A 12,402-nucleotide genomic window follows, 5' to 3' on the forward strand; every position below is an offset into this window, starting at 1 on the left:
CGATCCCTGTGCGCGACCCACCCCGCCACCCATTCAACCGGTGTTCTGCAACCCCTGCGACACGCCGTTGACGCAGGCCACCAGCGCGGTGAGCAACGCATCGTCACTCTCGCCACCGGCACGCCAGCGTTGCAGCAGATCCACCTGCAGCAGGCTCATGGGATCGATGTACGGATTGCGCAGGTCGATCGATACCGCCAGGCGTGGTTCGTTCTCCAGCAGGCTGTCGCTGCGCCGCAGCCGCAGCAACCACCTGCGCGTGCGCTCGAATTCCTCGCGGATCAGCCCGAAGAACGGCTCGTGCAGCGGACCGGCGAGTCGCGAGAACGCCTCGGCGATGCCCAGGTCGCACTTGGCCAGCACCATCGACACGTCGTTGAGCAGGTTGGCGAAGAACGGCCAGTCGCTGGCCATCTCGGCCATCGCCGCCTCGCCGTACTCGTTGGCGCCGAATTCCAGCGCGCTGCCCAGGCCGTACCAGCCAGGCAGGATGGACCTGCACTGCGTCCACGCAAACACCCAGGGAATCGCGCGCAGATCCTGCACGCCCCGCATGCTGCGGCGACGCGACGGACGCGAGCCCAGTGTCATGCGTTCGATCACGTCGATCGGCGTGGCGGCGCGGAAGTAGTCCACGAAGCCCTCGCGATCGACGAAGGCGCGGTAGTGCTGGCGGCTGCGTGCGGCCAGCTGGCCCATGCGGTCGCGCCATGCGTCCTCGCGCGCCTCCTGTGTGCGCGGGCGCAGCGAGGCGCGCAGCACGGCACCGACAGTCTGCTCCAGGTTGCGTAGCGCCAGCGCGCGGATGCCGTACTTGCGATGGATCACCTCGCCCTGTTCGGTGACGCGCAGCACGCCGGCCACCGAGCCGCGCGGCGACGACATCAAGGCCGGCGCGATGCGCGAACCACCGCGGCTGGCCGAGCCGCCACGGCCGTGGAAGAACGACAGTCGCACGTCGAACTCCGCGGCTACCTCAAGCAGCTCCACCTGCGCCCGCTGCAGCCCCCAGCGCGAGGCCAGCGTGCCGCCGTCCTTGCCACTGTCGGAATAGCCCAGCATCACCCACTGCCGGCCACCACGGGAGGCCAGGTGATCGCGGTAGACCGGGTCGTCCAGCAGCGCCCGCAAGGTGGCAGGCGCGTTGGTGAGGTCGTCCACCGTTTCGAACAGCGGCGCGATGTCCAGGGGCACACGCCCCGCCTCCACCAACCCGCCATGACGCGCCAGCGCGAGTACCGCCAGCACGTCGGCGGCCGAGCGCGCCATGCTGATGATGTACAGGCCGATCGCCTCGGTGCCGTAACGGCCCCGCGACTCGTGCAAGGTGGAAAAAACGTCCTGCAACGCCACCACCGAGGTTTCCTCGCTGGCATGCAACGGCTGTTCGCCGCCCGCGTACGGGCGCAGGCGCGCCGCCTTGTCCGCCGCCTCGCGGCCGGCCCAGTCCGCGTCTTCCAGCAAAATCGCCAGCGCGTCGTCATGGACCCGCGAATCCTGCCGCACGTCCAGCCGCGCGAGGTGGAAGCCGAAGGTACGCACGCGCCAGATCAGGCGGCGCACCGCATAGGCGCCCGCATGCAGCCCGCGATGATCGATCAGGCTTGCAGCGATGAGATGCAGGTCGTCCAGCAGTTCCTGCACCGAGCCATAGGCCTCTTCGTGCCCATCGTCGTGGGTAGCCTCGAGGCGCGCGCCGACGATGGTAAGCAGGCTGCGGTACGGCATGTCCGCATGACGCGGCCGGATCTTCGCCGCGGCCTGCGGGTAACGCACGCGATAGTCGAACAGGCGACGGGCCAGCGCGCTGTCCACGTCCACGCGATCCTCGGTCTGGCTGAGCAGGCGCGCGAGACCGGAGAGATCCTCGATGTAGTGCTCCAGCACGTGCGCGCGCTGGGTCGACAGGCTGTTGGCGATGGTGGCCGCGCCCACATTGGGGTTGCCGTCCATGTCACCACCCACCCAGGTGGCGAAGCTGAGCAGGCGCGGAATCGGCACGGCCACGCCATACACCGCCTGCAGCGCATCGGCCAGCGACTCGTACAGGGCCGGCACGATGCGGTAGATCGGGTTGGCCAGGTAGAAGCCCACGTGATGGTGCTCGTCCTGCACGGTGGGACTGACCGGCGAAGCCTCCGCCGTCTGCCAGCCCGCGCTCAGGGCCATGTAGATGCGGTCGTCGTCTTCCTTGCGCTCCTGCGGCGTGCGGGTGGGATCGAAGTTGTCGACCAGTGCGCGCACGATGGATTGCTCCTTCTCCAGCAAGGAACGGCGCACGGCTTCGGTGGGATGCGCGGTGAAAACTGGTTCCACCTGCAACCGTTCCAGCCACTCGATCAGCTCGCCGGCATCCACGCCCTGCGCCTTCAGGCGCATCAACACGTCGAGCAGCGACTCGGGCTGCGGCGCCCCGCCCTCGCGCTGGTAGTCGCGACGACGGCGGATACGGTGGATGCGCTCGGCGATGTTCACCGCCTGGAAGTAGGTGGCAAACGCACGGGCCAGCGCCTCGGCGTGGTCGGTAGCCACGTGGGTCAGCAGCCCGGAAAGCTCCTCCAGCGGCGCGTTCTCCTGTCGCCGGGCGATCGCCGCCATGCGGATGCGCTCGACTTCGTCAAGGAATGCGGGGGAAATCTGCTCGGCCAGCATGTTGCCGACCAGGGTGCCGAGGCGGCGGACGTCTTCGCGCAGGGGGGCGTCGTGCGGGGCGAACTCAGGACTGCGGTGCTGGTTCATCGATGCCACGTTGCAGATGTCTGGACGTCCAAGACTACCTGAAGCGGAGCGGATTTGTGCACTGCCACATGTGGCCCGCGGCTCTTCTTGCAGGAGCGCACCCTGTGCGCGACCGACGCTCGCCCCGATCGATCGCGCACAGGGTGCGCTCCTACAGCGAAGATACCGACCAACGGGTCGACAGGGCCCGGCGCCCTGTCGACTCATCCCTCACTTCTTCACGTCAGCCGCCGGCGCCGGTGCCTTGCCGACGTACTTCTCCAGCCATGCGTTCATCTCGGCCAGCATCTGCATGATCGATTCGCGTGCACGGTACGCATGCGCCTCGTTCGGCAGCATCACCAGTCGCGCGGTGCCGCCAAGGCCCTTCACCGCGGCGTACAGGCGCTCGCTCTGGATCGGGAAGGTGCCGGAGTTGTTGTCCTGCTCGCCGTGGATCATCAGCAATGCATCCTTGATGTCGTTGGCGTAGTTGAACGGCGACATCGCCTGGTACACGTCCTGCGCCTGCCAGTAGTTGCGTTCCTCGGACTGGAAGCCGAACGGGGTGAGCGTGCGGTTGTAGGCGCCGCTGCGCGCAATGCCGGCCTTGAACAGGCGCGTGTGGGCGAGCAGGTTGGCGGTCATGAAGGCGCCGTAGGAATGCCCGCCGACCGCGATGCGATTGCGGTCGGCCACGCCACGACGCACCACTTCGTCCACCGCCGCCTCGGCACTGGCCACCAGCTGCGGGATATAGGTGTCGTTGGGCTCCTTGCTGCCCTCACCCACGATCGGCACCGAGAAGTTGTCCAGCACCGTGTAGCCCATGGCCAGGAACGCCTGCGCGCCCCAGAAACTGATGCGGTTGAAACGGTAGGGCGAGTCGGTGACCTGCCCTGCTGCATCCGCCGATTTGAACTCGGCCGGATAGGCCCACATCAGCATCGGGCGCGGGCCGTCCTTCTTCGGGTCATAGTTGGGCGGCAGGTACAGCGTGGCGCTGAGTTCCACGCCGTCCTTGCGCTTGTAGCGGACCTGCTCCTTCTTCACGCCCTTGAGCTGCGGCAGCGGATGCGGGAAGCGGGTCAACGCCTGCGGCGCGGCCGACGTGCCCAGCTGGCTGACGTAGTAATTGGTGGGCTCCTCGGGCGATTCGCGCGAGATCAGCGCGCGCTTGCCTTCGTTGTCCAGCAGCGCCTGCGGGGCCTCGTAGTACGGGGCCTGCGAGTGGAACAGGCGCGTGCTCTGGCCGGTGCGCAGGTTCACCTTGTCGATGAAGGGACGGTCGCCTTCCGGCGATGCGCCGTCACCCAGGCGAAAAATGCTCTCGCCATCCGCAGCCACCAGCAGGCGCGACTCGCCATGTTCATCGGGTGCGCTGGCCGGCGTGCCGGGGTTGCGGTAACGGTCTTCCGACGAACCTTCGCGCACCAGCGCGGGCGCCTGAGCCGGCTGGTCAGGCGCCACGCGCCATTCCTTGACCTTGCGCGTCTTCCACCAGAACTCGTCGATCAGGGCGAGCCTGCCATTGCCCCAGTAGGCTCCGGCATAACGTCCGCCCAGCCTTGCCAGCGTCACTGGCGACTGCTCGAACGGCGCCGCCTGCATGCGCACCAGGTCGCGCACCTCGGCCGCACGCGCGGGATCGCCGCCGTCCTGTGCCTCGGCCCACACCAGGGTGGCCGGCGCATCGGCGCGCCAGTCGATGCTGCGCACACCGGTGGGCACGGCGTCGTTGCCGGTCGGCAGGCCTTCCACCAGCGGCAGGCGGGCGATCTCCTTCACCAGCTTGCCGGTGCGATCAAGCACTTCGATGCGCTGCGGGAAACTGTCCACCGGCACAAGGTAGGAGAACGGCCGCTCCACCCGCTCGCGCAACAGGTAGCGGCCATCGGGCGACGCACTGATCGACAGCGTCAGCGCAGGCTCGCCGATCGGCGTGACCTTGCCGTCGAGATCCACCAAGGCGCTCTGCGAACGCAGGTAGTACTCGAACAGACGCGCATCGTCCTCGTTGCGCAACAGATCCGGATAGGTGCGGATCGACTTCACGCCACCGCCCGCCAGGGTCTGCTGGGTGCTGGGGCCGGTCGGGATGCCGCTGGCCACCGGTGCACTGCCCTGGCCCTCGGGTTGCAGTTGCACCAGCAGCTGCTTGCTGTCGGGCATCCAGCGATAGCCGCGACCCGCGACGGTGTTCAGTGGCAGCGTGGTGAGCCGGCGCGCGGTGTGCGCGGCGATGTCGACCAGCCACAACTCGTTGCGCCCCTGTCGTGCGTCCACCTGGTTGAAGGCCAGGTAGCGCTGGTCGGGCGACCACAACGGACTGGCGATCGCCATCGGCGACGGCAGGCCCTGCAGGCGGATCTCCTTGCCGCTGGCCACGTCGAGCAGCCACAGGTCGCTGCCGAAGATGAAACGGCTCTGCGCGAAGGTACGCGGATTGATGCGCAGGCCGGCCAGCTTCAGCTCCGGCTGCGCCACCACGTCGATCCCCGGCAATGCCGGCGACTGCACCAGCGCCAGCAGGTCACGATGCGGACTGATCAGCAACTGTGGCGGACGCGGCGCGTCCACCAGCGCCTGCAACGGTGCAGGCGGCAGTACATAGCCCGTCGCAGATGCACTGGCAGCAGGCGGGGCCAGCTGGGCCTGGACGGCCAGCGGGGGAACGGCAAGCAGGAAGCCGATGAGGGCAAGGCGCCGGAGCGAGAAATCCATGGTCGAGGTACCGTTGTCGCAGGAACTTGCGACATTAACGGCCCGCCGGCACCTCGGCCTGCGCCATCAGTCATGGGCCTGGCACGGCGCCAAACTGAATGCGCCGACGGGAAAAGGCCCTGGGCCTGCCGCTATACTCCAGAGTCCCGTCGAGGGGCGCTGCGACCGGCAACCGTGACACCACGGCACCGGCCAGGCTCGACGGATTTCCTTTGTAACGGCGCCCGGATCACGATGCGGCCTCCCCAGGTCGCAACACCCGGAGCTAAGCCATGAATGCAGTTACCCAAGATTCCGCCCCGCAGGATTTCAAGGTCCGTGACATGTCCCAGGCCGACCTCGGCCGCCGCCGCATCCGCATGGCGGAAGAGGAAATGCCGGGCCTGATGCAGATCCGCGCCCGCTACGCCAAGGACAAGCCGCTGAAGGGCGTGCGCCTGTCCGGCTCCCTGCACTGCACCAAGGAAACCGCCGTGCTGGCCGAGACCCTGCGTGAGCTGGGCGCCTCGGTGCGCTGGGCTTCGTGCAACATCTTCTCGACCCAGGACGACGTCGCCGCCGCGCTGGCGGCAGGCGGCATGCCGGTGTTTGCCTGGAAGGGCGAGACGCTGGAGGAATACTGGCAGTGCACGCTGGACATGCTGACCCACCCGGGCGAACTGGGTCCCCAGCTGATCGTGGACGACGGCGGCGACGCCACCTTGTTCATCCACAAGGGCGTGGAGCTGGAAGACGGCAGCGACTGGGTCAACACGCCCAGCAGCAACCACGAAGAGCAGGTCATCAAGGACCTGGTCAAGCGCACCGCCAGCGAGCGTCCGGGCTGGTTCAAGAAGATCGCCGCCGAGTGGAAGGGCGTCTCCGAGGAAACCACCACCGGCGTGCACCGCCTATACCAGTTGGCCGAGGCCGGCAAGCTGCTGGTGCCGGCGATCAACGTCAACGACTCGGTGACCAAGTCCAAGTTCGACAACCTGTACGGCTGCCGCGAGTCGCTGGCCGACGGCATCAAGCGCGCCACCGACCTGATGGTGGCCGGCAAGGTCGCCGTGGTGTGCGGCTACGGTGACGTGGGCAAGGGCTGCGCCCATTCGCTCAAGGGCTTCGGCGCCCGCGTGATCGTCACCGAGATCGATCCCATCAACGCCCTGCAGGCGGCGATGGAAGGCTTCCAGGTCACCACCATCGAAGAGACCCTGGGCCTGGGCGACATCTACGTCACCACCACCGGCAACAAGGACATCATCACGCTGGAGCACATGGCGGCGATGAAGAACAACGCCCTGGTGTGCAACATCGGCCACTTCGACAATGAGATCCAGATGGATCGCCTCAACGCCGCCAAGGGCGTGACGCGCGAGACCATCAAGCCGCAGGTGGATCGCTACACCTTCGAGCAGACCGGCCGCAGCATCTACATGCTTGCCGAAGGCCGCCTGGTGAACCTGGGCTGCGCCCACGGCCACCCGAGCTTCGTGATGTCCAACAGCTTCTCCAACCAGACGCTGGCCCAGCTCGACCTGTGGGCGAACAAGGACTTCTACGACAAGAAGGTCTACCGCCTGCCGAAGAAGCTGGACGAGGAAGTCGCCCGCCTGCACCTGGAGCAGATCGGCGTGAAGCTGACCAGGCTGACCCCGGAACAGGCCGCCTACATCGGCGTGCCGGTGGATGGCCCGTACAAGCCGGACCATTACCGCTACTGATCGCTGGCCATCCGGCCCGCACAAGAAGGCCGCCCTCGGGCGGCCTTTTTCTTTGCGTGCGTGTGCCGACTACTGCGCGCCGGGCCCGCAGCCCAGCAGGCCCAGCACGCCGTGCAGGGCCGGCACGTGCATCAGCCATGGCGCCGACAACGTCAACACGCCGGCCGCGAGGATGAACATCGCGGCACCGCGACGCGGACCGGGGCGCTGCAGCCAGCGCCCTACCCGCGCGCCCGACCAGGTCAACGGCAACATCAGCGGCAACGTGCCCAGGCCGAACGCCGCCATGGTCAAGGCACCGCCCACGGCGCTCGCCTGCAGCCACGCCGCCGCCAGCACGGTGGTGCTGAGTCCGCATGGCATCCATCCCCACAGCATGCCTGCCGCGAGCCGCCGCCATGGCGTATGCGCCGGCAACAGCCGTCGCTGCCATGGCGCCAGCCAGCGCCACAGGCGCGCGCCGGGACGAGCCAGGAAACCAAGTCGCCCACCACGATCGAGCAAGCGCAACGCGGCGATCACCAGGATCACACCTACCGTCACGCGCATCGCCGCCGCCAGCGCCGTCAGCTCGAACAGGCGCAGCACACCGTCACCGATGCCGCCCACCAGCGCGCCTGCGAGCGTATAGCCCAGCACCCGTCCGAGGTTGAGCTGCAATGCCGGCCACCAGCCGGCCTTCGGCGACCATACCGAGAATCCGGTGGCGATGCCGCCGCACATCGCGGTGCAATGCACACCGCCCAGCACGCCGGTAAGCAGCACCGCCGACAAGGCCAGGCCGTTAATCATGGCGGCCCGTTTCCGCGCCCGGTGATACAGGTCGCGTGGGCAGCGGCTCGTCCCGCAGGATGTCCAGCGGCGGCGTATCCATGTCGTCGAACTGCCCACGCCGCACGGCCCACACGAAGGCACCGATGGCGACGCCCAGCAGCATGAGGCTCAGCGGTATCAACATCAGCAGGATGATCATGGCGCGGCCTCGGCCTTCGATGCGCGCATCAGACGCAGCGCGTTGGTGGTAACGATCAGCGATGACAAGGCCATGCCCAGCGCCGCCAACGACGGCGTGACCTGTCCCAGGATGGCAAGCGGCAAGGCCAGCAGGTTGTAGCCGATGGCCCAGGCGAAGTTCTGCCGGATGATCTGCCGCGTGCGGCGCGCCAGCGACACCGCCGCCGGCAGTCGCAGCAGCGACGGCGCGGTGAGCACCATGTCGGCGGCGCGCTGCGCCAGCGGGGCGCCCTCGCCCATGGCCAGGGAGACATCCGCACCGGCCAGCACCGGCGCATCGTTGAGGCCGTCGCCGACCATGGCGACGATGTGTCCTTGCGACTGCAGGCCGCGCACCAGCGCCAGCTTGTCTTCCGAACTGCAGCGCGCATGCGCGTCATCGACGTCCAGCTCACCGGCCAGACGCTGCACCGCGACGCCGGCGTCGCCGCTGGCAAGATGGATGCGCAACCCCAGCCGCCGCAGGCTATCCAGCGCCGCCTTGGCGTCCGGCCTCAGGCTTTCGCGCAGCACGAAGCGCGCAAAGGCGGTCTGGCCATCGCCGAGCCACAGCTGCCCATCGTCATCCCGCCGCGCTGCAAACGCGGCCTGCCCCACGCGCCATGTCCTGCCATCCACGCAGCCACTCAAGCCCTGGCCAGGATGCACGCGCAGGGCCGTCACCGTGGCGCCGGCCTCGCTCGGCGGGAATGCAGCCGCGATCGGATGTCCGCTGTCCCGCTCCAGCACCGCGGTGATCGCCAGCGCCTGTCCCCGGGTGATGCCGCCGAAGACCTCTACATCGACCAGCTCGGGCTGGACGCGCGTCAGCGTGCCCGTCTTGTCGAACACCACGTCCGTCGCGCGCGCCAGGCTGTCCAGCCCCTGCGCTCGCAGCGACAACACGCCAAGACGCGCCAGCGCGCCATGCGAGGCAGCGAGCGCAGCAGGCACCGCCAGCGACAGCGCGCATGGGCAGCTGATCACCAGCAGCGACAAGGTGACTTCGAACGCACGCGCAGGGTCGTACATGCGCCACCCCAGGTACACCGCAATCGCCGCCACCAGCAGGCTCGCCACGAACGCGCTGCCGACCCGATCCGCCATGCGCGCCAAAGGCGGTCGATGCGCCTGCGCCTGCTCGACCAGGCGCGACAGCTGCGAAAGTCGCGTGGCCTGCCCCACCCGGGTCACTTCGATGCGCGCAGGTGTCTCGCGGCACAGCGTGCCCGCATAGACATCCGCCCCCTGCTGCTTGTCGACGGGGCGCGACTCGCCGGTCAGCAACGCCTCCTCGAACATGGCGTGCGCGTCCAGCAGCCGGCCATCGGCCGGGACCGCGTCGCCCACGGCCACGCAGGCCACATCTCCCACCCGCAGATCGGCGAGCGGCACCGATTCGCGACGCCCGTCCGCGAGTTCGCGCACCGCCAGGGTCGGTCGCGCCCGCGCCAACGTGTCCACCTGTGAGCTGGCGATGCGCCGGGCGCGCTGCTCCAGCATGCGCGCGCCCAGCAGCAGGAACACGAACATCGCCGCCGCGTCGTACCAGACATGGGTGCCGCCGCGCAGGGTCTCCACCATGCTGGCCAGATAGGCCAACAGGGTGGAGCTGGCCACCAGCGTGTCCATGCCCAGATGGCGCTGGCGCAACTCGCGCCAACAGCCGGCGATGAACGGCCAGCCGGCGTAGAACACCACCGGCGTGCAGACCAGGAAGGTCACCCAGCGGAAGAAATCGCGCGTGGCCCAGGCCATGTGGTGATGAAAGTCCAGGAACAACGCCTCGGACAGCATCATGGTCTGCATGGCGCCAAGCCCGGCCACGCCCAGCCGCATCAGGCCATGCCGCCGCTCGGACAATCGCTCGCGCTCCTGCGCCGCTCCCGCCGCCAGATAAGGCTTGTAGCCCAGCAAGGCCAACTGGCGCAGCACCTGTGACAGGCGCACCTCGGCCGGATTCCAACCGACGCGGATACGGCCCGTGACCGCATTGGCACTGCTGTCGAAAACGCCGGGAAGGCGTTGCACGGCGCGGTCGATCAACCAGGCACAGGCGGCGCAACGCATGCCGTCGGTGAGCACGGTGATCTCTAGTCCACCAGGCACGGCAAAGGCGTGCTCGTGCAGCACGTCCTCGCGATCCCAGCCACTGAGGTCGGGCAGCTCCGCATCCACCCTGGCACCGCTGGCACTGCGCAGGCGGTAGTAGTCTCCCAGGTCGGATTCGCCGATCCATCGCGCCGCCGCGACACAACCCTCGCAGCAGAACTCACGCGCCGTGCCATCGACATCCATCGCTACCGCTGACGCGGGCAGCGCCTCGCCGCAGTGGTAGCAGAGCCGCACGGAGGCGGCACCGCCGAGGTCGACGGCACGGCCCACGATCAAGGCATCAAGCGGATGGATCGCGCGTCCCGTGCCCAGTGCCCGTGCAGCAACCATGCCGCACTCTCCGGTGCCAGCTCGACGGTCCAGTCGTGCCGAGCATCCAGCCCGCCCACACCTCTCCAGCCCAGCTCGCTGGGGCTCAGTTCGTAGGTGCGCGGCGGTACGGAGGCATCGGCCACCGACAGCTTCAAGGTGAGCTTGCCGCCGCGCGGAAAATCACCGTCCATCGGCACAGCTTCGATCATGTCGCCCTTGGTGCGCAGCACCAGGCCAGCCGTCCGGATATCCACGGCCGCCGCGTTGGGTCGAGCGGCCACCAGCAGTTTGCCGACACGGGTGACATGGATGGCCGTATCCATGTCCTCCCTGCCCGGGCGGACCGCGGCGAACAACAGCGCAAAACCGATCGCTACCGATGCGATGGGCAAGCCCACCAGCATCCACACCATCGGCTCGCGCCAGGCACTACGGGGTTGGTTCATGGCGAGGGTCCAAAGAAGCTGCTGTGGATATCGACAGCGGCGTCCACGTCGACGCCGCGTACTTGAAAGGTGAGGTCATGGCGACCCGTGGTTTCCGGGGAGGCGCTCACCATGACGGGCACGGACAGGACCTCACCACTCTGCGCCTCGATGGTCCGGGCGCTATCCCGCAGGTTGACGTCCGCCATCTCGGGCGCGACCACGTCGATGACAAAGCGGTGTGCCTTCTGGTCCTTGTTGACCAGCTTGAGCGTGTAGCTGTTCTCGATGCGCCCACCCTGGCCCTGGCTGTACATGGCATTGCGGTCGCGCAAGACCTCGGCGATGACCGGCTGGCGATGCGTCACGCCGTATATCCATCCCCCCATGAAGGCCAGCAGCAGGCAGGCATAGATGACAATGCGCGGCCGCAACACGCGCGCCGGCTTGCCGTCGATATGGTTCTGCGTGGTGTAACGGATCAGGCCGCGCGGATAGCCGACCTTGTCCATCACCCCGTTGCAGGCATCGATGCAGGCACCGCAGGCAATGCATTCGTATTGCAGTCCATTGCGTATGTCGATGCCGGTGGGGCATACCTGCACGCAAATGGTGCAGTCGACGCAGTCGCCAAGTTGCTCCAGGCTGAACTTCGGCAACGGCTCGGCACTGGCACCTGCGCTGGCGAGCGCGATGGTGCCACCGGCCTGGGCACGATTGTCGGCGGCCGACGGATGCTGGCTGGCGCGGAACACGTAGTCATAGGCGGTGACCTTGTCGAGCAGGCCACGCGCCCGTTCGAGCACGCTCTGCAGCCCGCGCTTGCGCGGACCACGCGGCTCGCCACGCATGGGGTCATACGCAATGATCAGCGTATTGCGATCGAACATCGCGCTCTGGAAGCGCGCATAAGGACACATGTACTTGCATACCTGCTGGCGCAGGAAGCCCGCGTTGCCCCAGGTGGCGAAGCCATAGAACAGGATCCAGAACGTTTCCCAGCCACCCCAGCCGAACGGTGTGCGCCTGGCCAGGTCGACAATGGGGCTGAAGAAGCCGACAAAGGTAAAGCCGGTCCACAACGCAAACAGCGCCCACAGCAGGTGGCGCGCGCCCTTGCGCAGGATCTTCTCCCGGTTCCAGGGGCCGGCGTCGAGCTTCATCCGCCTGTTGCGGTCACCCTCGCACCAGCGCTCGATCCACAAGGAGACTTCGGTCCACACGGTCTGCGGGCAGGCGTAACCGCAGAACAGGCGCCCCGCCAGCGCCGTGAAGAAGAACAGCGCCAGCGCGGCGATGATCAGCAGCGTGGAGAGAAACAGGAAATCCTGGGGCAGGAACATCCAGCCGAACACGTGGAACTGTCGCGCCGGCAGATCCAGCAACACCGCCTGCCGCCCACCCCAGCG

At 67.8% G+C, this 12,402-nt stretch carries 8 protein-coding genes and 1 riboswitch; of the genes, 1 reads left to right on the forward strand and 7 read right to left on the reverse strand.

Annotated elements, in window-relative coordinates; all coding sequences use genetic code 11:
- Positions 1-33: 33 nt before the first annotated feature.
- On the reverse strand, positions 34-2,739 hold the full coding sequence (ppc, locus tag DVU99_RS03755) for a phosphoenolpyruvate carboxylase (protein ID WP_114238855.1): 2,706 nt from the start codon (positions 2,737-2,739) through the stop codon (positions 34-36).
- A 210-nt stretch (positions 2,740-2,949) separates the two neighbouring features.
- On the reverse strand, positions 2,950-5,442 hold the full coding sequence (locus DVU99_RS03760) for a prolyl oligopeptidase family serine peptidase (protein WP_114238856.1): 2,493 nt from the start codon (positions 5,440-5,442) through the stop codon (positions 2,950-2,952).
- A gap of 145 nt (positions 5,443-5,587) precedes the next feature.
- Positions 5,588-5,675, forward strand: a riboswitch (S-adenosyl-L-homocysteine riboswitch).
- 39 nt (positions 5,676-5,714) lie between these two features.
- On the opposite strand from DVU99_RS03760, the gene ahcY reads away from it, so the two are divergent.
- Positions 5,715-7,148, forward strand: a complete 1,434-nt coding sequence (gene ahcY, locus DVU99_RS03765) for an adenosylhomocysteinase (protein WP_114238857.1) — start codon at positions 5,715-5,717, stop codon at positions 7,146-7,148.
- Positions 7,149-7,217: 69 nt separating this feature from the next.
- Here ahcY and DVU99_RS03770 read toward each other — a convergent pair whose 3' ends face one another.
- The 5 genes from DVU99_RS03770 to DVU99_RS03790 are packed head-to-tail and all read right to left on the reverse strand — an operon-like array spanning position 7,218 to position 12,381.
- Positions 7,218-7,940 (reverse strand): sulfite exporter TauE/SafE family protein, encoded by a 723-nt coding sequence (locus DVU99_RS03770; RefSeq protein WP_114238858.1) that lies wholly within the window; start codon positions 7,938-7,940, stop codon positions 7,218-7,220.
- Complete coding sequence (gene ccoS / locus DVU99_RS03775) at positions 7,933-8,121, reverse strand: cbb3-type cytochrome oxidase assembly protein CcoS (protein WP_114238859.1); 189 nt, start codon at positions 8,119-8,121, stop codon at positions 7,933-7,935. Before ccoS ends, DVU99_RS03770 begins: the two co-directional genes overlap by 8 nt.
- On the reverse strand, positions 8,118-10,586 hold the full coding sequence (locus tag DVU99_RS03780) for a heavy metal translocating P-type ATPase (protein ID WP_114238860.1): 2,469 nt from the start codon (positions 10,584-10,586) through the stop codon (positions 8,118-8,120). The genes ccoS and DVU99_RS03780 overlap by 4 nt, the downstream gene beginning before the upstream one ends.
- Entirely contained in the window at positions 10,529-11,014 is a 486-nt protein-coding gene (locus DVU99_RS03785; RefSeq protein ID WP_157971337.1) for a hypothetical protein, read from the reverse strand. Before DVU99_RS03785 ends, DVU99_RS03780 begins: the two co-directional genes overlap by 58 nt.
- Positions 11,011-12,381: a 4Fe-4S dicluster domain-containing protein gene (locus DVU99_RS03790; RefSeq protein ID WP_232823433.1), complete on the reverse strand. Its 1,371-nt coding sequence runs from the start codon at positions 12,379-12,381 to the stop codon at positions 11,011-11,013. The genes DVU99_RS03785 and DVU99_RS03790 overlap by 4 nt, the downstream gene beginning before the upstream one ends.
- Between the last annotated feature and the right edge of the window lie 21 nt (positions 12,382-12,402).

The organism is Dyella sp. C9 (assembly GCF_003332825.1).
Lineage (GTDB): Bacteria > Pseudomonadota > Gammaproteobacteria > Xanthomonadales > Rhodanobacteraceae > Dyella.

Bases quoted from the DNA above. Each gene is read 5' to 3' on its own strand.
- DVU99_RS03770 (WP_114238858.1), bottom strand. From the start codon at position 7,940: ATGATTAACGGCCTGGCCTTGTCGGCGGTGCTGCTTACCGGCGTGCTG.
- DVU99_RS03780 (WP_114238860.1), bottom strand. From the start codon at position 10,586: ATGGTTGCTGCACGGGCACTGGGCACGGGACGCGCGATCCATCCGCTT.
- ahcY (WP_114238857.1), top strand. From the start codon at position 5,715: ATGAATGCAGTTACCCAAGATTCCGCCCCGCAGGATTTCAAGGTCCGT.
- ccoS (WP_114238859.1), bottom strand. From the start codon at position 8,121: ATGATCATCCTGCTGATGTTGATACCGCTGAGCCTCATGCTGCTGGGC.
- DVU99_RS03785 (WP_157971337.1), bottom strand. From the start codon at position 11,014: ATGAACCAACCCCGTAGTGCCTGGCGCGAGCCGATGGTGTGGATGCTG.
- ppc (WP_114238855.1), bottom strand. From the start codon at position 2,739: ATGAACCAGCACCGCAGTCCTGAGTTCGCCCCGCACGACGCCCCCCTG.
- DVU99_RS03760 (WP_114238856.1), bottom strand. From the start codon at position 5,442: ATGGATTTCTCGCTCCGGCGCCTTGCCCTCATCGGCTTCCTGCTTGCC.